The organism is Caloramator proteoclasticus DSM 10124 (assembly GCF_900129265.1).
Classification (GTDB): domain Bacteria; phylum Bacillota; class Clostridia; order Clostridiales; family Caloramatoraceae; genus Thermobrachium; species Thermobrachium proteoclasticum.
The window spans coordinates 1-21,900 of sequence record NZ_FQVG01000035.1; the positions used below are offsets into that span (position 1 = coordinate 1).

Below are 21,900 nucleotides of genomic sequence, written 5' to 3' on the forward strand. Positions count from 1 at the left end.
TGCATAGCCCTACGGGCATAGAGGCTATAGTTGGATTCATGATAATAGCCTTTAACTTAACCCAATTATACTTTTTTAGAAACATTCGAGGATTCAGAGAAAAAAGGCTTTTGCAGATAAATATAATAGAAGATTTGAAAGATGAAATGTTGATAATTATGAATTGGATTAATCCAATTTTTAACACCGCATAGTCGATAATAAAATTGGAAATACAGCTTTTCATTATGATGGGGAGGGGGAAGGTGTATCTATATACATGGCCTACGGCCTTTTTCCCTTCCAAAATTTCAATAAAATAGAAAAAATCTAATTTCCTATAAAGAAAAAAGCTTTACTGGAAATTAGATGCGAAATCTCTGGGGAAAAGGAAGAATGATTGATTTTTAATCTAAAATATGGTAAACTATAATTAATAAAATATTTTGGCGAGAGTTGAGAGCCGTGAAAATAGACCACATAGGTGGTTCTGTTTTCACGGCTTAATTTTTTAAGGGGAGGTTTTTGTATGTATGATGTTGCAGTAATTGGTGCAGGCATAGTTGGGACAAGTATAGCAAGGGAATTATCAAGATATGACTTAAATGTAGTGGTTATAGAAAAAAGCAGTGATGTAGCAAATGGCTCTACAAAGGCAAACAGTGGAATTGTTCACGCAGGGTACGATGCAAAGGAAGGTACTTTAAAGGCAAAGTTTAATGTTTTAGGAAGTGAGATGTACGAAGAGATATGCAGAGAATTAGATGTACCATATAAGAGAAATGGTTCTTTAGTAATTGCCTTTAACGATGAGGATTTAAGACATATAGAGATGCTCTATAAAAGAGGATTAGCAAATGGAGTTAGGGAACTTGAAATAATAGATAAAAACAAGGTTTTATCTTTAGAACCAAATGTTCAGGATAACGTTGTGGGGGCTCTTTATGCAAAAACAGGAGCAATAGTATCTCCCTTTGAGCTTGCTATTGCTCTTGCAGAAAATGCAAATCAAAATGGAGTTGAATTTATGCTTTCAACTCAAGTTGTAAGAGTTTATAAGGAGAAGGATGTATTTACGATTGAGACAAGCCAAGGAATTATAAAATCAAGATATTTAGTCAATGCAGCAGGACTCTTTGCGGATGATATAAATGATATGCTTGGAGGAGAAAAATTTAGGATTATACCAAGAAGAGGAGAATATTGTTTATTTGATAAAGCAGTTGGAGGAATAGTTACAAGAACTATATTCCAAACTCCTACAAATAAAGGAAAGGGGATACTGGTATCTCCAACAGTACACGGCAATTTATTTGTTGGTCCTAATGCAGTTGAAATGGATAGAAGGGACGATGTTTCAACAACAAAAGAGGGCCTTGATGAGGTATTAAGGGGAGGAAGTAGAAGTGTAAAGGGATTAAATCAAAGAGATGTAATAACTTCCTTTACAGGTATTAGAGCAACACCGGATAAGAGGGATTTTATAATAAATATACCAACTCCAAATGCTGTAAATGCAGCAGGGATAGAATCTCCAGGTCTTACGGCATCTGTAGCAATTGCTCCATATGTTGTATCACTTATTGAAGAACAGGGACTTAAACTTATAAAGAAGGGTAGTTTTATAGCCACAAGACAAAATACAAAATTGTTTATAAATATGTCAGAGGATGAAAAGAGAGAAGTTTTAAGTAAAAATCCTATGTATGGAAGGATAATCTGTAGATGTGAACACATAACAGAGGGAGATATAATAAGTGCCATAAGAAGACCACTTGGAGCAAAAAGTGTAGATGGAGTGAAAAGAAGAGTTAGAGCAGGGATGGGAAGATGCCAAGGAGGCTTCTGTATGCCAAGAGTGGTTGAAATACTTGCAAGGGAGCTTAATATATCTCTAACTGAAGTAAAAAAATCAGATGAAGGCAGTTTTATTTTGACAGGTAAGACAAAGTGATGGGAGGAGAAAAAATGAAGAGGGATTTGGTTATAATAGGTGGCGGACCTGCAGGACTTGCAGCAGCAATAGAGGCAAAGAAGAATGGAATAGATGATATTCTGATATTAGAAAGGGACAAAAGACTTGGAGGTATACTTCAGCAGTGTATACACAATGGTTTTGGACTTCATATTTTTAAAGAACAGCTCACAGGCCCAGAGTATGCCCAAAGGTTTATAGATGAGGTAGAAAAATTAAAAATAGAATACAAGCTTGATACTATGGTATTACACTTATCAGAAAATAAGCATATTACAGTACTAAATCCAAAGGATGGCATTGTTGAAATAGATGCAAAGGCAGTAATACTTGCAATGGGATGCAGAGAAAGAACAAGGGGAGCCTTAAATATACCAGGAAGTAGACCAGCAGGTGTATTTACTGCAGGTGCAGCCCAAAGGTTTGTAAATATGGAAGGGTATATGGTAGGTAAGAAGGTTGTAATTTTAGGTTCGGGTGACATAGGACTTATAATGGCAAGGAGAATGACACTTGAGGGTGCAGAGGTTAAGATGGTTGTGGAGCTTATGCCATACTCAACTGGGCTTAAGAGGAATATTGTTCAATGCCTTGAGGATTTTGATATACCTCTTTTATTTAGTCACACAGTTGTAAAGATACACGGCAGGGAAAGAGTAGAGGGAGTTACGATTGCAGCTGTTGATGAAAACAGAAGACCAATTGAGGGAACCGAGCAGTATGTAGAGTGTGATACACTTTTATTATCTGTTGGATTGATACCAGAGAATGAGTTATCAAGGGAGGCAAATATTAAATTAAATCCAGTAACTTCTGGGCCTTATGTTAATGAGCTTATGGAAACAAGTGTAGATGGAATTTTTGCCTGTGGGAATGTTGTTCACGTACACGATTTGGTTGATTATGTTACAGAGGAGAGTTACCTTGCAGGTTATGGTGCTTCTAAGTATATAAATGGAGAATATATTAAGGATGAAACTGGATTTATAACTAAAACAGGATTTGGCATACGATATGTAGTTCCTAATAGAATAAATCCCAAAAATGTAAAGGATAAGGTAAACTTCTATATGAGGGTAAATGATGTATATAATAATGTTGATTTAGTTGTAAGGGATGGAGATAGGATTGTTTACAAAGTTAGGAGAAACCACGTTTCACCCGGAGAAATGGAGAATGTTAAACTTTCTAAGGATGTTTTAGAAAAGGTAGAAGGCGATGAACTTATATTTGCATTAGAGGAGGTGGCAAAATGAAAAGGAAGATGACTTGCATAAGCTGCCCCTTAGGATGTCAGCTTGAGGTTGAAGTTGGTGAAAATATAACAGTGTCAGGAAACAAATGTAAAAGAGGAGAAGAGTATGCTAAAAATGAAATAACAAATCCTAAAAGAATTATAACCACAACTGTAAAGGTCTTAGGAGGAGATAGACCTCTTGTGTCAGTTAAAACAGATAGGGAGGTTCCAAAAAATTTAATATTTGAGATAATGAAGGAGATAAATAAGGCAGAGGCTGTAGCGCCTGTTGAAATTGGGGATATTATTATAGAGAATGTTTTAGGAACAGGTGCTAATGTAGTAGCAACATCAAAGGTATTGAAAATATAAAGGAGATAGCTTGGTTTGCTATCTCCTAAAACTATACATATGTGTATCTGGATGAATTTTTTCTTCAGAAATCATATCCCTTATTATTTGACCTGCTATTATTGAATATAGTATACCATTTGAACCATATCCAAGTGCAAAGTAGAAGTTTTTAAACTTTGGATGCACACCTATATATGGAAGTCCATCTTTTGTATCTCCAAATAGTCCGTGGAATTTAAACTCAACTTCAAAATCTATATTAGGAAACATTTGGTGAAGTTTTTGCTCAAGCTTTTGATATTTATTTTGAATTATAATTTGAGGGGGATTGTTTATAGGAATATCCTCTCCACCGATTATAATTCTATTATCCTGTGTTGTCCTTAGGTAATTATATGGTGTGCAGTCGTTTCGTATTATGCACCTGTTATACCATCCTTCAAAACTATTAACTGGTTTTGTTGCTATTGTAAAGCTTGTATTTAGTTTTACTATGTTTTCTTTTATTAAGTTTTTAGCCTGATATCCTGTTGCAACAACCACCTTTTGGGCAGTTATCTTTTTATGCTTATCTGTAAAGAGTATAACTTTATTGTTTTTATGCTGATATTTTAATATAGCAGTATTTTCATAAATTATAAGGCCCCTACTTTGGCTATCCTTTATAAGTTCGTGGGCAAATCTATAGGGGTCAATTTCTGCACCACCGCATTTTGAATATATTGCAGCCTCAATTGGGAAGCAGAATTTATCCTTTGCAGTATTTTTGTCTAAAAATTCAATGTCAAAGTCTGCAGCCCGTCTTATTTTATATTCTTCTTTAAACTTCTGTACCTTTGATTTATCCTGTGTAAAATACAGGCTCTCTCTTCTTGTAAAGTCACACTTATCCTTTAGAGTTTTTATAATTCTTTCAATTTCATAGACAGCAGCTTCGTTAGCCTTGTAGGCCTTTAGAGCATTTACTATGCCTATCTTCTTTTCAAGCTCTAAAATGTCGAAATCTACTTCGTACTGGAGTATGGAGGTTGATGCACTTGTACTTCCATATCCTATAATATTTTTATCAACAAGTACAATTTTTTTACCTAAAAAAGAAAGATAGTAGCTTAAAATAGCTCCTGTAATTCCTCCGCCTATAATCAAAATATCACAGTCTTCATTTTTGCTAAGGTATGTATATTTGTTTAGAACTTGATTTTTATTAGTCCAAATAGGATTATAGGAGACGAGCTTCATTGTATCAACTCCCTTCTCCTATATTTTTATACCTATAATATCAAATTATTCATTATAACTTAGGTGTTAATTATAAAATAGTAGGAGTTTAAAAGGTATTGTTCATTGTATTTTTCAGCAAGTCTTTTTAAAAAAGCCTTTGCCTTAGTATATTCCTTTGTGGATAAAAGCTGATGAAATTTTACAAACTCTTTATCGTTTGCCCTATCCTTAAAATACCCCCATACGTGTTGTAGTGTATTTTTTACGGCACCTTCATTTAAGAGAAGAGATAGAGCATAGTCTATGGTTTTATAGAATTCCAGCATATTAGTTTCGCTGTTTATTATGCTACTGCATTTTTTATATAGTGCGTAGTTCTTTTCCATAACAACATATTTGTATTTTGCCCATTCATCATACATTACTGATTTTTTTACAGGAAAGATGGTATTTATGCATTTTATTGCAGATATATCCTTATCCTTTGTTTCAAGCATTATATCGCAGTCAAATTTACTTGCTATCTTATAAAACTCTAAAAAATTTTGAATTGATACATAGTCGGAATGGGCACCCTTTTGTTTTGTAGGGGATTGGTCTGAGTAGTGTAGCTTCATTGGGCCATCTTCTTTTTTACAAGTTTCTAAACATTTTTTAAGTATTGTTTCAGTATTATCCTGAGTTGGGTTTATGCTGTGATGAAGAATATCGAATACTGCAGGTATGCTAATTCTATTAGATATATCTAAAACATCATCTATGTTAAAATTCTTTTCATCATTTTCTATTACAAGTCTTTTTTTAGATGATTGACTTAGTAAATTAAAGTTTTTACAAAATCTCTCCATAGCAGAGGATTTATCTTTATAAACACCCCCAATATGAAGGACAACCTTATGGGTATAATCAAGCTCTAAGCTGTCTAAAAATAGAGTGTGGTACTCTATTTCTCTAATTGAGTTTTCTACTATTGAATTGTCCGGTGAGTTTATTATAGTGTATTGCCCAGGGTGCATAGATACTCTAATGTTGTTATTTTTTATGTATTCACCTATTTTTATCAATATATCCTTGAATTCAGCATCCCAATCATATGTATTTATCTTATGTCCACCAAAGGGTATTATGTCAGAACTTATTCTGAAAAGATAGATTCCCTTTGAAACGTTGTATTCTAATATTTTAAGTAAATCTAAAAGATTTTGTTGAATTGCCTCGTAAAGTCTTTCCTTTGTAAAGTTTTTTATCATAAATCCTCTATTGGTTTTGTATTTGACTCCAAGAGGAATACAAGCATACCCTATCTTCATAAATATGCCTCCCTTCTTAGTAGAATTTTAGCATAAAATAGTGATTTGTTGTATTGATATTATTTGACTACTTGGTATAATAAATTATGTATAAAGGAAGGAGTGGATAAGATGAAGTTTTTAATTCCAATGATTGTAGGTGCACTGATAGGATACATAACAAATTATCTTGCAATAAAAATGCTCTTTAGACCCCACTATGAAAAAAGAATATTTGGTATTAAAATCCCCTTTACACCAGGACTTATACCAAAGGAGAAGGACAGAATTGCAAAGAGTGTAGGAGAGGCGGTCGGAACACATCTTTTGTCAACCGATGTGTTTGTGGATGCCCTTTGTAGTAATCAAGTAAAGGAACAGGTTGTTGAATGGTTAAAGAATAGATTTTATTCCTTAAAGAATTCATCAAGGAAGGTATGTGATTTACTTAATATACTTGGTGATAAAAGAGATAAAGTAATAGACAATCTTAAGAATAGTTTTACAGGATTTATAGTAGAGTATATAAAAAAAGACAATAATAGGATTTTAGAGCTTATAAATGAACAAATTAATTTAAAGGAAACATTATTGTCCATATTAGACAGTGTAGATGTCAAGTTAAAAATTAAGGATATTGTAAATAACGTATCACAAAGTAATCAAGCATTAAAGGAAGTTATACCAAGTTCCTTAGATGGTTCTATAAAGATATATATATATTCAAATAAGGACAAAATTGCAAAGGGACTTTTAGAGGCACTTTCAAAGGAAAATGTTAGAGAAAAGATTTCTCACTCTGCCGCAAAAATGGTGGAAAACACATTGGGTAAATTTGCAGCTATGTTTTTAAGCCCTGAGCTCATAGGAGAAAAGATAATATCGTCTCTACAGGGTTATATAAGTAGTGAAGAAAATCATCACGATATAGCTATGATGGTAATTGCACTCTACGAAAAGCTTACAGAAACTAAAGTCAACGATATATTTATGTCCTTCTCCGATGATTCAAAGGAGGACATAGCAGAAAAACTTTCAAATGCAATTAATAGTTATGTAAAGGATTTAGTTTACGGATTTAATATAGAAGAAGCGTTAACCAAAATGGCCTATAATGATGAGCTGTATAAGGTTGTGAATATGGCAGTTTCATATATTGTAGATAGTTTTATGAATATTGAAATTTCAAATTTATTAAGTAATATTCAAGAAGACGAGCTTGATGCTGCCTTTAATGCTTTAGATGGTATGTTTGAAGAATTTATAAGGGATAAGGCATCAAGGATAATAGGTTTAATCGATGTATCAAAGCTTGTTGAGGATAGAATAAATAGCTTTGATGTTGCCTTTGCAGAGAAGATAATTCTTGAGGTAGCAAGCAAAGAATTATCTGCAATAACTTGGCTTGGAGCACTTTTAGGTGCAATTATGGGAATAATATCTCCACTATTACAAACTCTCTAAGATGGAGGATTTTATGTTAAAGGAATTTATAGATGGTTTAAAAGAAACCTATGAGGCGATTTTAGCTGGAGAAGATAGGATAGATGGATTTATTGATAAGTGGATGATAGAAGGACATATTGGTGAATTCTATGAAAAGATTAAGAACAAAGAGGAGAGAAAAACTACAGGAAGCTTTTATACACCTAAAATAATAGTTGATTTTATTACAAAGAATTTAGCAAATAAAATTAATAATTTAGACGATATAAAAATTTTAGACCCCTCCTGTGGAGGGGGATATTTTCTAATAGGGATGTATAATGCTCTATTTGAGAAGGGGTTTAATAGAGATGATATAATAAAGTCCCTATATGGCTATGATATAGATGAGAATGCAGTTATGATTACAACACTTGAACTTTATAGATTAAGTGGTATTTTGCCAAAGAATATAATAAAAAAGGATTTTTTATTTGAAGACAATTTAACCTATAACTATATAATAGGAAATCCTCCCTATGTTGGGCATAAAATGATAGATAAGGATTATAGGGCAAAGTTAAAGGAGAAATATTTAGAGGTATTTTCGGATAAAGCAGATTTGAGTTATTGTTTTATAAAAAAGTCAATAGATTCCTTAAAAAGGGATGGTAGGCTTATCTTTTTTACATCAAGATATATGCTTGAGGCACTTTATGGTGAGGGTATAAGGGAGTATATATTAAAATATGGTTCTATAGAATCAATAGTTGATTTTTATGGAGTAAGGCTCATAAAGGGTGTAGGTGTAGATAATATTATTTTAAGTTTTGTAAAATCAATGGATTATGATAGTATAAATTATTTTAGATTAAAATCAGATGCAAAACATAAGGGACAGGTGGTTTTAAATGATATAAAAAGTGGTGAAAAAAAATATCACCTCTTTTTTAAGGTTGATAGGAGTAGTTTAAAAAAGGACGGATGGATTTTTTTAGATGAAGTTGGGCTAAATATATTAAATAAAATAAAGGGAGTTGAGCTTGGGACAATATGTAGCAGTTTTCAGGGGATTATAACGGGCTGTGACAAGGCTTTTATTTTAAATAGACAAGAAGTAGAAGAATATAATATAGAGAAGGAATTAATAAGAAGATGGATTAAAAGCAGTCATATAGATAAATTTAAAGTGGCTCTCTCCGATGAGTTTATAATATATAGTGATATGATTAAAAATGAAGAGGAATACAAAAATGCAATAGAATACATATCAGCTTATAAAGAAAAGCTTTTGGTAAGAAGAGAATGTAAAAAGGGAGTAAGAAAATGGTTTGAGCTTCAATGGGGAAGAAATAGGGAGGATTTTGAGGGAAAAAAGATAATATATCCCTATAAATCAAATACAAATAGATTTGCTATAGATGAGGGAAGTTTCTATAGTGCAGATGTATATAGCTTAAAAATAAATGATATGTTTAAGGAAGTTTTTTCATATGAATTTATTGTTGGTGTCTTAAATAGCACAATATATGACTTCTATATAAAAACAATGGCAAAGAAATTGGGGGATGACCTATACGAATACTATCCTAATAAGATTTTAAAGCTGAAAATTCCAAACTACATAAAGGAAATTGAGGATATAGTAAAATCTAATAGGGATGAAAAGGAAAAGATTAAAGAGATTGATAGTATATTATGCCAATATTTTGAAATAGAGTGCCACCCAGGTGAAATGTGAAATATTCTAAAAATTACAAGATACAAAGCGATATATAAGGCGGTGAGGTTTATGAAAAAGTCTAAAAAAACAGCCATTATAACAGGTGGAGGACAAGGAATAGGCAAGGGTACAGCTAAAAGGCTCCTTATGGAAAATTACAATGTTGTTATTGCTGAAATAGATAAAGAAGCAGGGCAGGAAACAGTAGATGAATTAAAAATATTTGGGGATATAAAGTTTATATGTTGTGATGTTTCTAAAGAAGAGGATGTTAAAAATTTAGTTTCTCAAACTGTTAATATATTTGGTGGAATTGATGTTCTTATAAATAATGCTGCTATTTCAATAAATAAACCAATTACAGAGTTAAGCCTTGAGGAGTGGAATAGAGTTATATCAATAAACCTTACAGGTGCATTTTTGTGTTCTAAATATTGTGCACCGTATTTAAAACAAACAAAGGGTTCTATAATAAATATCGCATCTACAAGAGCCTTTATGTCTGAAAAGGATACGGAAGCATATTCTGCCTCAAAGGGAGGTATTTTTGCATTAACACACGCACTTGCTGTGAGTTTAGGGCCAGATGTGAGGGTAAATTGTATAAGTCCTGGATGGATTGAGGTTAGTGAATTGAAAAAACAAGGCATAAGAAAAACACCAATTTTAAGTGAAATGGACAATAAACAGCATCCTGCTGGAAGAGTTGGAAATGTAGATGACGTTGCTTCTATGATTTTATTTTTGATAGATGAAAGAAATTCCTTTATAACAGGTGCAAATTTTATTGTGGATGGCGGAATGACAAGAAAGATGATATATGTTTAATAGGATAGATAAGTGCTGACAAGGGTGTGACATTATCTATATTATGGATAATGTCACATTTCACTTGGGTGGCACTTTTTTTGTTTGATTTTTTGATAAAAGTAGTATAATATAATATACGAACAAATGTTCGGGAGGCGGTATTGTGAGGAATATTTTACACGTAGATTTGAATGCTTTTTATGCTTCAGTAGAGCAGGCAGAGGATAAAAATCTCCAGGGAAAACCTGTTGCAGTTGCGGGGGATAAAGAAAAGAGGACAGGTATAATACTTACTGCCTCCTATGAGGCACGAAGATATGGTATAAAGACAGGTATGACAATAGGAGATGCACTTAAATTGTGTAGAGATTTAATATTAGTTAAACCAAATTTCAGAAGATACGTAGAGTATTCTAACAGGGTTATGGATATTTTAAGAAGTTTTACGCCAGATGTGGAGGTTTTTAGCATAGATGAGGCTTGGCTTGATGTATCAGGGTGTGAAGGATTGTTTGGAGATGGGGTAGAAATAGCTAATTTAATAAGAAAAAAAATACGAGAGGAACTTGGAATTACGGCAAGTGTGGGGGTATCCTACTGCAAATTAATGGCAAAGATGGCCTCGGATCTAAAAAAGCCTGATGCCACCAGCATAATTGATGAAAAGGATGTTCCAAAAATAATTTGGCCTATGCCTGTTGAGGAACTTTTTGGTGTTGGTAGACGAATGAAAAGCAGACTAAATGAGCTTGGCATTTTTACAATAGGGGATTTGGCAAATACACCCTTAAGCCTTTTAACTAATAATTTTGGTAAGGTTGGAAGATATTATTGGAATTATGCAAATGGTATTGATTTTTCAAAGGTAGAAAGTAGCTACGATTGTATAAAGGGAGTAGGTAATTCAATAACAACACCTAAGGATTTAGTTGATGTTAAAGAAATATCTGAAATTTTTATGGTTTTAGCAGAGAGTGTAGGTATGAGGTTAAGAAGGATGGGGTTTGAGGGAAATGTGGTAGAAGTGGTATTTAGAAAGAGTAGCTTTGAAACAATAGTAAGAAGGCATAAAGTAAATGAATATATAGATACAACGGTTGATATACATAGTGAGGCATTAAATTTATTTTTGAAAAATTGGGATAGAAGCAAAATAAGACTTCTTGGAATTAGAGTAACTGGCCTTAGAGAAAAACAAAAATTTGAGCAGATAAGTTTATTTGAAGATGAAACAAAGAAAAAGAGAGAGAAATTGGATATGTGCTTAGATACCATAAGAGAAAAATATGGAAAATATTCTGTTTTTCGTGCAATAACAATGCAAAATGACAGCAATAAAACTATAAGAGTTTTAGATAAAGATGAGTGGATACCTATGAACTCCTTTAATAAAGGTGGTGGTAGGATATGAAACTTTTAAGAGAGAAGGCGAATGTTTTAGTATTGTTTCAGGATACAATAATGAATCCTATTATGATAATGTGCAGTATGGGTGTGTTTAAAGTAAATAGAGTAATAAACATAAACAAAGAACGTAGATATTTAAGGGATTGTTATATATTCTTATGTTCTGTTGAGGGAAGAGATGAGCCTATTGAGCTAAGATGGGATATAGAAGGCAATATATGGTTTTTAGAAAAATTCTAAAAAATAGTTAACAAAATTAGTATGAATAATTATAATTAACTTAGAGGGGGTGAAGTTATGATAGAGGCAATAAAGGCAGGAACAATAAGGGGGGCTAAAAAAGGTATAGAAACAACTTTTAAAATAGGTAAAATATTGGTTCCTATATATTTTATAGTTACATTTATTAAATATACGCCTATAATAAATTATATTGCGATTGTATTTAAACCTATTATGCATTTGGTTGGACTTCCCGGTGAAGCTGCATTACCATTTGTTGTTGGAAACGCAATAAATTTATATGCAGGTATAGGAGCAATTTTGGCCTTAAGTCTAACGCCAAAGGAGATAACAATTATATCAGTTATGCTCTGTTTTTCCCACAGTCTATTTTTAGAAACAGCTTTGTGTAAAAAAATAGGAGTTTCTGCTACGTTTATGGTAGTTTTAAGACAAATACTTGCATTTATAGCAGGTATTATACTTAATATTATTTTATAAGAGGTGAGTTTTTTGATTATAGATGTTTTAAAGGAAGCATTTTTAGGAAGTATGTCCTCAATGTGGACAGTTATTAAGATAGTTATTCCTCTTATGATAGTTATTGAAATAATAAAGGAGTTAAACTTACTAAACAAAATTTGCGGTATCTTTAAACCCCTAACTAAACTTTTGAAGATATCGGAAACTACGATTTTACCATTATTTTCGGGACTTTTTTTTGGATTAGTATATGGTGCGGGACTTATAATAGATGCTGCAGAAGAGGGAAATATAACAAGAAAGGATATGTATCTTGTGGCGGTATTTTTAGGAGCCTGTCACGCAATTGTTGAAGATACTCTTATATTCGTACAAATAGGTGCAAACGGCTGGATAATATTCTGCGTTCGATTAATTGCGGCGTTTATAATAACATATATTTTTGGTTTTATTTTTGAAAAATCAAACACAGCAAAGAGAATTGTAAATAAAGAAATAGCAGGTTAGAACACCTGCTATTTTATTCACCTATAACTTCTTTTATGTATTTTGGAAGTACAAAACAAGCCTTATGTATTTCTGGAGTATAGTACTTAGTATCCATTTCTGGAATCTTTGTAATATCCACTTGAGTTGGATCATATTTCTTTGAACCAACTGTAAAGCTCCAGTATCCTCCTGGGTAAGTTGGGATTGCAGCCATAAATAGTTTAGTAACAGGGAATATAGCCTTTGCATCGCTAAATACCTTTCTTACTGTATCTGGTAAGAAGAATGGAGTTTCTGTTTGTGCAACAAATATTCCATCTTCTGTTAGAGCTTCATATATATCCTTGTAGAAGTTTCCACCAAATAGACCTTCAGCAATGCTAAATGGGTCAGTTGAGTCAACAATAATTACATCAAATTCATTTTTATGTTCCTTAACATATTTTATTCCATCGCCTATAAATACTTCACATCTTGGATCATCAAGTGCACAGCTTATTTCTGGTAAATACTTTTTACAAGCATCTACAACGTCCTTATCTATTTCACAAAGAACAGCCTTTTCTACAGACTTATGCTTTAATATTTCTCTTATTGCACCACCATCTCCACCACCAACAACTAAAACCTTCTTTGGATTTGGGTGTGTAAATAGTGGAATGTGTGAAATCATTTCGTGATAAACAAATTCGTCTTTAATTGTTGTTTGAACTATACCGTCAAGTATAAGCATTCTTCCAAATACTTCTGAATCTACTATTGCCATATCTTGGTATTGAGTCTGTTTTCTAAGAAGAGTTTCTTTAATTTTGTAGGACATAGCTACGCCTTCGCCCTCAAGTTGCATTTCCTTAAGCCACATATCCATTGCCATTAAAATCGCCTCCTTTTTGGGATTTTAGATACAAATAGCATTTTAGCATTAATTAGGATTAATTACAATATTCATATCAAAAAAAATATAGTACAATTAATATACAAAGATATCTTATGTAAGATAATAGTAAAATATTCGGAGGTGTTCCTATGGAGTTTAGCTTAAAAACTTCAAAGACGGAGGAGTTTATTAACATAACTAATTTTGTTAGAGAGGCAGTAGAAAAAAGCGGCGTAAAGGATGGATTAGCAGTTGTATTTATTCCACATACAACCGCAGGTGTAACTATAAATGAAAATGCTGACCCTGATGTTGTAAGGGATATGATAGTTACACTTGACAAAGTTTATCCTGTAAAGGGTGATTATTGGCATATAGAGGGCAATTCCCACGCACATATTAAAGCATCTCTAATGGGTTCCTCCTGTAGTGTAATAATAGAAAATGGAGATTTAAAACTTGGAACTTGGCAGGGTATATATTTCTGTGAGTTTGATGGTCCAAGAACAAGAAAATTTTATGTAAAAATATTAAATGGATAGTGTTGACAATATTTATTAAAGAATATATTATATATTAAGGACGATATATTTAGAGTGGTTAAAGGGGAGTAGCTGCCCATTTTGGGTTGATAAAGTCAACATACTGGTCTTTGACCTGGCTTTATCGGACGTTTGTCAAGTGAGACCTTTAACACAATGCTTTGCATTGTGTTAAAGGTCTTTAATTTTGTATAAAATAAAAAAGAAGGAGGAATGTATATGGCACTACTTAAAGCATTTTTATTTGTACTTGTAGCAGAGATGGGAGATAAAACCCAGCTCCTTGCAATGGCCTGTGCAAGTAAGTATAAATTAAAGCAGGTTATTGCTGGTGTTTTTGCAGCAACACTACTTTTAAATGCCCTTGCTGTTTTAATTGGAACATACCTTGGAAGTTATATTAAGTTTGAGTATGTAAAATTAGCAGCAGCTTTTCTATTTATAGGTTTTGGACTATGGGGATTAAAGGAGGAAGATGAGGAGGAAATTGAAGGCGAAGCCTGTAGCTTAAAGGAGGATAAATTTGGTCCAATTATAACAGTAGGAACAACCTTTTTCTTAGCAGAGCTTGGAGATAAAACACAGATAATGACTTTAACCTTTGCAGCACAAGAAAAGGCACCAATATTAGTTCTAGTAGGTGCAACTTTAGGTATGATGGTGGCAGATACCTTAGGAATAGCAGGAGGAACTTTAATTTCTAAGTATCTTCCAGAGAAATATATAAAGTTTGGTGCAGCCCTTATATTTATTGTTTTTGGTATAACAACTTTATATGAGGTTTTACCAATCCAATATATTACAGTTATAAACCAAATAGTATTCTATGTTATTTTAGCTGTGCTTATTTATGTTATAGGGTTTAGAAGAAAAAATAAAAAGTAACATAACATAAAGAAGGAAAATTGTAATTTTTAGAGAATATATATAATGAGTGCCACCCAGGTGAAATGTGAAATTTACAGTATATGGTAAATGAATAATTTGTGTCAAAATATCTGACAAGTAAAAATGGACATTATAGTTTACAATACAAATCTCTTGGGTATTAATATTGAAAAATAGTTAAGTCAATTATGAGCTACCAAACTTATGTGTGTAGGTAGTCTATTATAAAAAAGATAAATATTTGGGGGGATGGGTATGCAGCTAAAGTTTAGTGTAGAAGATGGTTGCCTAATTGTTGAGATGCACGGTGAACTTGACCACCACTCTGCAGAAGGGGCAAGAATAAAAATTGATAATAAGATTGAAGAGCTTGGCATAAACAAGTTGATATTCGATTTTTCAGGGGTCAATTTTATGGATAGTTCAGGTATAGGAGTTATTATTGGTAGATATAAAAAATTAAAGGACTATGATGGGAAAGTAGCTGTTGTAAATTTAAAGCCTCAGATAAAAAAGATATTTGAATTAAGCGGTTTGTTTAAAATTTTAAATGAATTCAAAAATACTAAAGAGGCTCTTTTAAATCTTTGATGGGGGGGATATTATGTTTAAAAATGAAATGAAACTGGAGTTCCCAAGTAAATCAGTTAATGAATCCTTTGCAAGAGTAGTAGTAGCAGCTTTTGCATCACAACTGGACCCTACTTTAGAAGAGCTTTCAGATGTAAAAACTGCGGTATCTGAGGCTGTTACAAACGCCATTATACACGGTTATGAGGATACAGAGGGGATGGTAACCTTAAGATGTAAAATTGAGGATAATAAATTGACTATAGAAGTTGAAGATAATGGTAAGGGAATTGAAAATGTTGAACTTGCAAGGCAGCCTCTTTATACTTCAAGGCCTGAACTTGAAAGATCAGGTATGGGCTTTACGGTTATGGAAACCTTTATGGATAGTGTTGAAGTATTTTCTGAGCCTGGAAAGGGAACTAAGGTAATGATGACAAAAACTTTTAAATCGGCCTGATGTATGGGGGTAAAATATGAAAGAGGGTTTGGAGGATGTAAAGGTTAATTCTTTAGAGGATTTTAGGGAGCTCATATTAAAAAGCCAAGCAGGGGATAAAGAGGCGGAGGAAAAGCTAATAAAGAATAACATAGGATTAGTAACAAGCATAGTAAAGAGATTTTTAAATAGAGGTTACGAATATGAAGATTTATTTCAAATAGGTTGTATTGGTCTTATAAAGGCCATTAAGAAGTTTGATGTTTCATATGATGTAAAGTTTTCTACATATGCTGTTCCTATGATACTTGGTGAAATAAAAAGGTTTATGCGTGATGATGGCATAATAAAGGTAAGTAGAAGTGTAAAGGAAACCGCAAGAAAAGTTAAGTTGGCAAAGGATAAATTAGCCAAAGAATATGGGAGAGAAGCTACAATAGAAGAGATTGCAAATGAGCTAAGCATTACAGCAGAAGAAGTTATATTAAGTATGGATAGTATGAATTCACCAGAGTATTTATATGATACAGTACATCAAGATGATGGGGCAGCAGTTCTTTTAATAGATAGGGTGAGTGAAGATAAGGATTATGGTGAAGAGATAGTTGATAAAGTAGCATTAAAGGAACTTATACAAAATTTAGAGCCAAGAGACAGGCAAGTAATATTTTTAAGGTATTTTAAGGATTTAACCCAAAGTCAAATAGCTGAGATATTAGGTATTTCTCAGGTTCAGGTTTCAAGAATTGAAAAAAGAGTCTTAACATATTTAAAAAAGGCAATGGAGTAGATAATATTCCGTTGCCTTTTTGTTTTATTTTTTTTACTTTTGGAGAAAATATAAATGGAGGTGTAGAGAATGTATTATAAGGCAAAAAAAGTAGATGTTATCAATTATAAGCAGCCAGAGGATAAGGAACATAGATTTGACTACAACAACACATCTTTTAATATGATGTCAGCTTTAAGGGGACAGAATGAAAATATAAAGGATGGAAGGTGATTTTATGGAACATACCAACGAAGAAAGGCTGAAAAAAGAATTTCAGGATATGGTTAAAAAAAATGCTCCAAGTTCAAATTTTTTAAAGGATTGCTTGGCAGCCTTTGTAGTAGGAGGATTTATTTGCGTTATTGGTCAATTTGTTATGAATTTTTTTTTAGGTCTTGGAGTTCCTAAAGAGGATGTAGGTTATTATGTAGCTACTATAATGGTATTTTTAGGTGCATTTTTAACAGGACTTGGTGTTTATGACAATATTGGAAAATTTGCAGGAGCTGGATCGATAGTTCCAATAACTGGATTTTCAAATTCTATTGTTGCACCAGCTATGGAGTTTAAAAGAGAGGGATTTGTTTTTGGTGTTGGTGCTAAGATGTTTGTCATTGCAGGCCCAGTTTTGGTTTATGGAATTTCAAGCTCAGTAATTGTGGGAATCATATATTACATAATAAATCTTTTTAAATAAGGAGGAGGTTTGCTATGGGGGAAAAAAGAATAGGTGAACAAACTATAGCCTTTAAAAACCCTCCATCTATAATATCAACGGCAGCTATTGCAGGACCTAAAGAGGGAGAAGGTCCTTTAAGAGACTATTTTGATGTTGTTTTAGAGGATGACTTGTTTGGTGAAGAAACCTGGGAAAAGGCAGAAAGTAAAATGCAAAAGGAGGCAGTCAGATTAGCTTTAGAAAAATTGAAGATAGATGAGAAGGATATTGACTATATTTTTGCAGGTGATTTGCTAAATCAACTTATGGCATCAAGTCTTGCTGTAAGGGATTATAAGATACCCTTTTTTGGTCTGTATGGTGCGTGCTCGACGCTTACAGAATCTATGAGCCTTGCTTCGATGGCTGTTGATGGTGGATATGCAGATTATGTTATAGCTTCGACATCAAGCCATTTTTGTTCTGCAGAAAGGCAATTTAGATTTCCATTAGAACACGGAAATCAAAGGCCACCAACTTCTCAATGGACAGTAACGGGAGCAGGGGCTGCTGTTATATCAAGCAAAGGCAATGGTCCCTACATTACCCACGTTACAACTGGAAGAGTTGTTGATTTTGGAATTAAAGATGCAAACAATATGGGAGCAGCTATGGCACCAGCAGCAGCTGATACAATTTTAAGACATTTTAAGGATACAGGCAGAACAAATAAAGATTACGATCTAATTATAACTGGAGATTTAGGTAAAGTAGGGATGGAACTTACTTTAGAAATAGTTAAGAAACAGGGATTTGATATGAGTACAAACTATTCAGACTGTGGTATAAAGGTATTTGATTTAACACAACAGGACGTTCATTCAGGAGGAAGTGGATGTGGCTGTTCTGCTATTGTGTTTTGCGGATATCTCTATAAGCAAATTATGGAGGGAAATCTAAATAGAATTCTATTGATTTCAACAGGAGCACTTTTAAGTCCAACCAGTACAATGCAGGGCGAATCAATTCCTGGTATTGCACACGCTGTTGCAATCGAAAGGGGAGTTTAAAATGGATTATTTAAGGGCATTTATAGTTGGAGGAACGATATGTTTAATAGGACAGATATTGATGGATAAAACAAGTTTAACTCCAGCAAGAATACTTGTAAGTTTTGTTACAGCTGGAGTAATACTTGGTGCTATAGGTATTTATGAACCTATAGTTGAATACGGAAAGGCAGGAGCTACTGTTCCATTACCTGGATTTGGATATTCACTTGCAAAGGGGACTATAAAGGAAGTTGAAAAATATGGCTTGATAGGTGCCTTTACAGGTGGGATAAAGGCAACTTCTGCAGGTATCGCAGCAGCTATATTTTTTGGATATATAATGGCAATAATATTTAATCCAAAGGCTAAAAGTTAGGAGTGATATATTGAAAAAGAAGGTTATTATTGTAACGGATGGCGATTTGGTTGCACAGAGGGCAGTTGAGGCTGCTGCTAAAAATATTGGTGGGAGATGTATATCAAGGTCAGCAGGCAATCCAACTCCAATATCAGGTAAAGAGATAGTAGAGTATATAAAACAAGCAAAGTATGACCCTGTAGTAGTTATGGTAGATGATAGAGGAGATACCCACAAGGGTGATGGAGAAGAGGCAATGGAATATATATTAAACTGCGGAGAAGTAGATGTATTAGGTGTCATTGCTGTAGCGTCTAATACAAATGGTGTAAGAGGTATAAAGGTTGATTATTCAATAGATAGAAATGGTAATATAGTTAAAAAGGGTGTAGATAAGAGTGGGCTTGCAAAGGAAGACAAAATAGTTAAGGGAGATACAGTAGATGTCTTAAATGATAAGAGAGCTCCTATAATAATTGGTGTTGGGGATATAGGTAAAATGGATGGATTTGATAATGTTGAAATAGGAGCCCCAATAATAACAAAAGCTATGGAAGAGATTATAAGAAGAAGTGATAAAGCCGATTTGAAAGAGGATGAATGAAGAAGAAATCTGTTAATATCAAAAAGCTGAAGAAACCTTAAAAAGGCTCTTCAGCTTTTCTGATATAAGTATTATCTTGTAGGTGGAATATTATTACTGTTTCCTTGATTATTTCCATTACTTTGTCCATTACCTTGAGTATTTGTTTGACCTTGATCTGTATTTCCAGTATTTTCATCATTAGTATTTTCATCATTAGTATTTTCATCATTAGTATTTTCTTCATTTGTTCCATTATTATTTTCAATGTTTTGCTCATCATTAGGAACAGGATTAGGTAATGAGTGTATATCACAATATTCAGTAGGTTCTGTGCCGCTTAAATAGTATTCTACATATTTGTTAGGACAATTTTCTGTAGCAAGTTTTCCACTTTGAGCACAAATAACAGCTTCAACAACACCTTCTGGTTTGCTAAATTGCTTTATAGGAAGTCCTCTATGTGCCTCAAGCATAATGGCCTTCCAAATAGGAGTTACATTTAAACTGGATACCTTTATATAGCTAACCTCAGGTTCTCTTGTTGAACCAACCCAAACGGCACAAGTATAGTATGGTGTAAATCCTACAAACCAGCCATCTAAGTTATTTTCAGTTGTACCAGTCTTTCCACCTGTAGGCATAGCACCAAGATCTGCACTTTTAGCAAGCCCATTTTTAACAACACTTTGTAATAGTTGATTCATAACAAAAGCTGTATCTTCAGAGATAGCTCTTCTTTGGGTTGTACTTTTTTCTAAAACAATATTTCCATTTCTATCTTCAACCTTTGTGTAAAGAATTGGAGATGATATTATCCCATTATTTGCAAAGGCAGTATAGGCGGCTGCCATTTCAATAGGCCTTGCACCTAAGGTTAACTGACCTAATCCAAGTGCAGCATAAGCTTTATCAGCCTTAACAATTGTCGATAGACCAAATTTTTTAGTTGCATAATTATAGCTTGTATCTAATCCAAGTCTATATAATATTTTAGTAGCAATAGTATTTTTAGATTGTTCAAGTGCATATCTTACAGTTACAGGTCCAACACATCTTTTATCATAATTGTTTGGAAACCAATCTTTATTTATCTTATTATAAATTTCAATTGCCTCTGCGTCATCTCTTGAATCGTTAATAATTGTTGAAGGGGTTACTACTCTATTTTCAATAGCTGGCGTATAAACTGTCAATGGTTTTATAGAAGAACCTGGAGGCATTTTTGCATTTTCACCAGCTGCATAGTTAAAGGAACCAGCACCAAGTCCACGACCACCAATTATTGCTCTAACTTCTCCATTTAAGTCCATTACAACAGCTGCAGCCTGAGGATTTGGTTTTGCATTTTCATTTTGTTTAAGTTTTTCTTTATTTATTTTAACAGGTATGCCTTTATAAAACTTATTATTATCAATTATTTCTTGAGCCTTTTCTTGTAGTTTAGTATCTATTGTAAGATAAACTTTATAACCACCATCTTTTAGTTTTTGTTTTGCATCCTTTTCGTCCATATCATATTTTTTAGCAAAGTCTTCAGCAATCTCATCTAATGCAGCCTCTATAAACCAATGATATTTTGAATAGTTACCAGTTAATTTAGTTTTTTCTTTATTTAAACTTGCTACGATATCTTCATTCAATGCATTTTGGTATTCCGCTTCAGATATATATCCATTTTCAAACATCTTTTTTAGAACAATTCTTTGACGGCTTAAATAGTTATCTGGGTTTTCTTTATTTTTTTTGCTATATGGATTATAGATACCAGGATTTTGTGTTATTGCTGCAATAAAAGCAGCTTCTGCTATAGTAACATCCTCTACGTCTTTATCAAAGTAGTATCTTGAGGCTTCTTGTACGCCATATATATTAGGCCCAAGATATATGGTATTTAAATATGCCTCCAATATTTGATCTTTGCTTAGTTTTCTTTCAATTTGAATTGCAAGATACATTTCTTGTATTTTTCTTACATAGCTTTTCTTTTGAGTAAGGGCATAATTTCTAACAAGTTGCTGAGTTATTGTTGAACCGCCCTGTGATTTTGATCCAGATTTTATATTAGCTAAGATTGCACCAAAGACTCTCTTTATATCTACTCCGTGGTGTTTTAAAAAACGCTCATCTTCGATAGAAATATAAGCATACTGCATATGTTTAGGTATTTGTTTAATTGTTACAATTTTTCTGTTTTCTCCACTGTGCAGATTGGCAATTGGATTTCCATCTTTATCATAAAATTCTATAGATTGTTTTAAATTATCAAGTATATTAACATCAATTTCTGGCACTTCGCTAACTATCTTTATTACTGCACCAATTGCAGCTGCACTTAGCATTAGAGTTAAAATAACGAAAATCAATAATATATTTTTTAGTATATTACCCTTTTTACGTTTCTTTTTAGCCATAGTAAACCTCCTTTTGAGTCAACTTATTTACATTATAACATTATACTATATTTAATTCTACAATATAAACCTATTGGTAAATTTTAAAATGTAAAAGAATTATTAATAATATTTTAAGTACCTTTATTTAATG

Annotated in this window: 24 protein-coding genes, 1 pseudogene and 1 riboswitch; of the genes and pseudogenes, 21 read left to right on the forward strand and 4 right to left on the reverse strand. The window is 32.9% G+C overall.

The window, feature by feature from the left end; genetic code table 11:
• The 4 genes and pseudogenes from BUB63_RS13770 to BUB63_RS08630 form a co-directional block, all read left to right on the forward strand.
• A pseudogene (locus tag BUB63_RS13770) lies at positions 1-194 on the forward strand (transposase); the annotation flags it as partial.
• 314 nt (positions 195-508) lie between these two features.
• Positions 509-1,933: an NAD(P)/FAD-dependent oxidoreductase gene (locus BUB63_RS08620; protein ID WP_027308084.1), complete on the forward strand. Its 1,425-nt coding sequence runs from the start codon at positions 509-511 to the stop codon at positions 1,931-1,933.
• 14 nt (positions 1,934-1,947) lie between these two features.
• Positions 1,948-3,210 (forward strand): NAD(P)/FAD-dependent oxidoreductase, encoded by a 1,263-nt coding sequence (locus BUB63_RS08625; protein ID WP_073249118.1) that lies wholly within the window; start codon positions 1,948-1,950, stop codon positions 3,208-3,210.
• Positions 3,207-3,563: a DUF1667 domain-containing protein gene (locus tag BUB63_RS08630; protein WP_073249120.1), complete on the forward strand. Its 357-nt coding sequence runs from the start codon at positions 3,207-3,209 to the stop codon at positions 3,561-3,563. Before BUB63_RS08625 ends, BUB63_RS08630 begins: the two co-directional genes overlap by 4 nt.
• 18 nt (positions 3,564-3,581) lie before the next feature.
• Here the strand turns inward: BUB63_RS08630 and BUB63_RS08635 are convergent, their stop codons facing one another.
• The gene (locus BUB63_RS08635) at positions 3,582-4,784 is read right to left on the reverse strand and encodes an NAD(P)/FAD-dependent oxidoreductase (protein WP_073249122.1); all 1,203 of its coding nucleotides are present in this window, start codon (positions 4,782-4,784) and stop codon (positions 3,582-3,584) included.
• A gap of 59 nt (positions 4,785-4,843) precedes the next feature.
• Complete coding sequence (gene uvsE, locus BUB63_RS08640) at positions 4,844-6,076, reverse strand: UV DNA damage repair endonuclease UvsE (RefSeq protein WP_073249124.1); 1,233 nt, start codon at positions 6,074-6,076, stop codon at positions 4,844-4,846.
• A gap of 111 nt (positions 6,077-6,187) precedes the next feature.
• On the opposite strand from uvsE, the gene BUB63_RS08645 reads away from it, so the two are divergent.
• The 7 genes from BUB63_RS08645 (at position 6,188) to BUB63_RS08675 (ending at position 12,632) form a co-directional block, all read left to right on the forward strand.
• The gene (locus BUB63_RS08645; RefSeq protein WP_073249126.1) at positions 6,188-7,519 is read left to right on the forward strand and encodes a DUF445 family protein; all 1,332 of its coding nucleotides are present in this window, start codon (positions 6,188-6,190) and stop codon (positions 7,517-7,519) included.
• Between the two features lie 13 nt (positions 7,520-7,532).
• Complete coding sequence (locus tag BUB63_RS08650) at positions 7,533-9,221, forward strand: Eco57I restriction-modification methylase domain-containing protein (protein WP_073249127.1); 1,689 nt, start codon at positions 7,533-7,535, stop codon at positions 9,219-9,221.
• Positions 9,222-9,272: 51 nt separating this feature from the next.
• Positions 9,273-10,031, forward strand: coding sequence for an SDR family oxidoreductase (locus BUB63_RS08655; protein WP_073249129.1), 759 nt, complete (start codon positions 9,273-9,275; stop codon positions 10,029-10,031).
• A 145-nt stretch (positions 10,032-10,176) separates the two neighbouring features.
• The gene (gene dinB, locus BUB63_RS08660) at positions 10,177-11,424 is read left to right on the forward strand and encodes a DNA polymerase IV (protein ID WP_084106683.1); all 1,248 of its coding nucleotides are present in this window, start codon (positions 10,177-10,179) and stop codon (positions 11,422-11,424) included.
• Positions 11,421-11,660, forward strand: coding sequence for a hypothetical protein (locus BUB63_RS08665; RefSeq protein WP_027308076.1), 240 nt, complete (start codon positions 11,421-11,423; stop codon positions 11,658-11,660). Before dinB ends, BUB63_RS08665 begins: the two co-directional genes overlap by 4 nt.
• Before the next feature lie 57 nt (positions 11,661-11,717).
• Positions 11,718-12,143: a nucleoside recognition domain-containing protein gene (locus tag BUB63_RS08670; RefSeq protein WP_027308075.1), complete on the forward strand. Its 426-nt coding sequence runs from the start codon at positions 11,718-11,720 to the stop codon at positions 12,141-12,143.
• A gap of 12 nt (positions 12,144-12,155) precedes the next feature.
• Positions 12,156-12,632 carry a nucleoside recognition domain-containing protein gene (locus BUB63_RS08675; protein ID WP_143290264.1) on the forward strand — a complete coding sequence of 159 codons (477 nt, stop codon included), beginning with the start codon at positions 12,156-12,158 and terminating at the stop codon, positions 12,630-12,632.
• 13 nt (positions 12,633-12,645) lie between these two features.
• Here BUB63_RS08675 and speE read toward each other — a convergent pair whose 3' ends face one another.
• A complete protein-coding gene (gene speE / locus BUB63_RS08680) occupies positions 12,646-13,482 on the reverse strand; it encodes a polyamine aminopropyltransferase (protein WP_027308073.1) in 837 nt (278 codons plus the stop codon).
• A 158-nt stretch (positions 13,483-13,640) separates the two neighbouring features.
• On the opposite strand from speE, the gene BUB63_RS08685 reads away from it, so the two are divergent.
• The 10 genes from BUB63_RS08685 (at position 13,641) to spoVAEA (ending at position 19,374) form a co-directional block, all read left to right on the forward strand.
• Positions 13,641-14,033, forward strand: coding sequence for a secondary thiamine-phosphate synthase enzyme YjbQ (locus tag BUB63_RS08685; protein WP_027308072.1), 393 nt, complete (start codon positions 13,641-13,643; stop codon positions 14,031-14,033).
• A gap of 51 nt (positions 14,034-14,084) precedes the next feature.
• Positions 14,085-14,215: riboswitch (yybP-ykoY riboswitch) on the forward strand.
• Between the two features lie 37 nt (positions 14,216-14,252).
• On the forward strand, positions 14,253-14,918 hold the full coding sequence (locus BUB63_RS08690) for a TMEM165/GDT1 family protein (protein WP_073249132.1): 666 nt from the start codon (positions 14,253-14,255) through the stop codon (positions 14,916-14,918).
• A gap of 258 nt (positions 14,919-15,176) precedes the next feature.
• Positions 15,177-15,512: an anti-sigma F factor antagonist gene (gene spoIIAA / locus BUB63_RS08695; RefSeq protein ID WP_073249134.1), complete on the forward strand. Its 336-nt coding sequence runs from the start codon at positions 15,177-15,179 to the stop codon at positions 15,510-15,512.
• A 13-nt stretch (positions 15,513-15,525) separates the two neighbouring features.
• Positions 15,526-15,951: an anti-sigma F factor gene (gene spoIIAB / locus BUB63_RS08700; RefSeq protein ID WP_073249136.1), complete on the forward strand. Its 426-nt coding sequence runs from the start codon at positions 15,526-15,528 to the stop codon at positions 15,949-15,951.
• A gap of 16 nt (positions 15,952-15,967) precedes the next feature.
• A complete protein-coding gene (sigF, locus tag BUB63_RS08705) occupies positions 15,968-16,720 on the forward strand; it encodes an RNA polymerase sporulation sigma factor SigF (protein WP_027308068.1) in 753 nt (250 codons plus the stop codon).
• A gap of 69 nt (positions 16,721-16,789) precedes the next feature.
• Entirely contained in the window at positions 16,790-16,933 is a 144-nt protein-coding gene (locus BUB63_RS13610; RefSeq protein ID WP_156897863.1) for a hypothetical protein, read from the forward strand.
• Between the two features lie 4 nt (positions 16,934-16,937).
• The gene (gene spoVAC / locus BUB63_RS08710; RefSeq protein ID WP_073249152.1) at positions 16,938-17,399 is read left to right on the forward strand and encodes a stage V sporulation protein AC; all 462 of its coding nucleotides are present in this window, start codon (positions 16,938-16,940) and stop codon (positions 17,397-17,399) included.
• A gap of 14 nt (positions 17,400-17,413) precedes the next feature.
• A complete protein-coding gene (gene spoVAD, locus BUB63_RS08715; RefSeq protein WP_073249138.1) occupies positions 17,414-18,430 on the forward strand; it encodes a stage V sporulation protein AD in 1,017 nt (338 codons plus the stop codon).
• A gap of 1 nt (position 18,431) precedes the next feature.
• On the forward strand, positions 18,432-18,788 hold the full coding sequence (spoVAE, locus tag BUB63_RS08720) for a stage V sporulation protein AE (protein WP_027308065.1): 357 nt from the start codon (positions 18,432-18,434) through the stop codon (positions 18,786-18,788).
• Positions 18,789-18,798: 10 nt separating this feature from the next.
• A complete protein-coding gene (gene spoVAEA, locus BUB63_RS08725; protein ID WP_027308064.1) occupies positions 18,799-19,374 on the forward strand; it encodes a stage V sporulation protein SpoVABEA in 576 nt (191 codons plus the stop codon).
• A 71-nt stretch (positions 19,375-19,445) separates the two neighbouring features.
• Here spoVAEA and BUB63_RS08730 read toward each other — a convergent pair whose 3' ends face one another.
• Positions 19,446-21,767, reverse strand: a complete 2,322-nt coding sequence (locus BUB63_RS08730) for a transglycosylase domain-containing protein (protein ID WP_073249140.1) — start codon at positions 21,765-21,767, stop codon at positions 19,446-19,448.
• Positions 21,768-21,900 lie beyond the last annotated feature (133 nt).

Bases quoted from the DNA above. Each gene is read 5' to 3' on its own strand.
- uvsE (WP_073249124.1), bottom strand. From the start codon at position 6,076: ATGAAGATAGGGTATGCTTGTATTCCTCTTGGAGTCAAATACAAAACC.
- BUB63_RS08625 (WP_073249118.1), top strand. From the start codon at position 1,948: ATGAAGAGGGATTTGGTTATAATAGGTGGCGGACCTGCAGGACTTGCA.
- BUB63_RS08635 (WP_073249122.1), bottom strand. From the start codon at position 4,784: ATGAAGCTCGTCTCCTATAATCCTATTTGGACTAATAAAAATCAAGTT.
- spoVAC (WP_073249152.1), top strand. From the start codon at position 16,938: ATGGAACATACCAACGAAGAAAGGCTGAAAAAAGAATTTCAGGATATG.
- BUB63_RS08650 (WP_073249127.1), top strand. From the start codon at position 7,533: ATGTTAAAGGAATTTATAGATGGTTTAAAAGAAACCTATGAGGCGATT.
- BUB63_RS08620 (WP_027308084.1), top strand. From the start codon at position 509: ATGTATGATGTTGCAGTAATTGGTGCAGGCATAGTTGGGACAAGTATA.
- spoIIAB (WP_073249136.1), top strand. From the start codon at position 15,526: ATGTTTAAAAATGAAATGAAACTGGAGTTCCCAAGTAAATCAGTTAAT.
- BUB63_RS08730 (WP_073249140.1), bottom strand. From the start codon at position 21,767: ATGGCTAAAAAGAAACGTAAAAAGGGTAATATACTAAAAAATATATTA.
- spoIIAA (WP_073249134.1), top strand. From the start codon at position 15,177: ATGCAGCTAAAGTTTAGTGTAGAAGATGGTTGCCTAATTGTTGAGATG.
- BUB63_RS08685 (WP_027308072.1), top strand. From the start codon at position 13,641: ATGGAGTTTAGCTTAAAAACTTCAAAGACGGAGGAGTTTATTAACATA.
- BUB63_RS08690 (WP_073249132.1), top strand. From the start codon at position 14,253: ATGGCACTACTTAAAGCATTTTTATTTGTACTTGTAGCAGAGATGGGA.
- sigF (WP_027308068.1), top strand. From the start codon at position 15,968: ATGAAAGAGGGTTTGGAGGATGTAAAGGTTAATTCTTTAGAGGATTTT.
- BUB63_RS08645 (WP_073249126.1), top strand. From the start codon at position 6,188: ATGAAGTTTTTAATTCCAATGATTGTAGGTGCACTGATAGGATACATA.
- spoVAD (WP_073249138.1), top strand. From the start codon at position 17,414: ATGGGGGAAAAAAGAATAGGTGAACAAACTATAGCCTTTAAAAACCCT.
- BUB63_RS13610 (WP_156897863.1), top strand. From the start codon at position 16,790: ATGTATTATAAGGCAAAAAAAGTAGATGTTATCAATTATAAGCAGCCA.
- BUB63_RS08665 (WP_027308076.1), top strand. From the start codon at position 11,421: ATGAAACTTTTAAGAGAGAAGGCGAATGTTTTAGTATTGTTTCAGGAT.
- BUB63_RS08670 (WP_027308075.1), top strand. From the start codon at position 11,718: ATGATAGAGGCAATAAAGGCAGGAACAATAAGGGGGGCTAAAAAAGGT.
- speE (WP_027308073.1), bottom strand. From the start codon at position 13,482: ATGGATATGTGGCTTAAGGAAATGCAACTTGAGGGCGAAGGCGTAGCT.
- spoVAE (WP_027308065.1), top strand. From the start codon at position 18,432: ATGGATTATTTAAGGGCATTTATAGTTGGAGGAACGATATGTTTAATA.
- BUB63_RS08655 (WP_073249129.1), top strand. From the start codon at position 9,273: ATGAAAAAGTCTAAAAAAACAGCCATTATAACAGGTGGAGGACAAGGA.
- BUB63_RS08630 (WP_073249120.1), top strand. From the start codon at position 3,207: ATGAAAAGGAAGATGACTTGCATAAGCTGCCCCTTAGGATGTCAGCTT.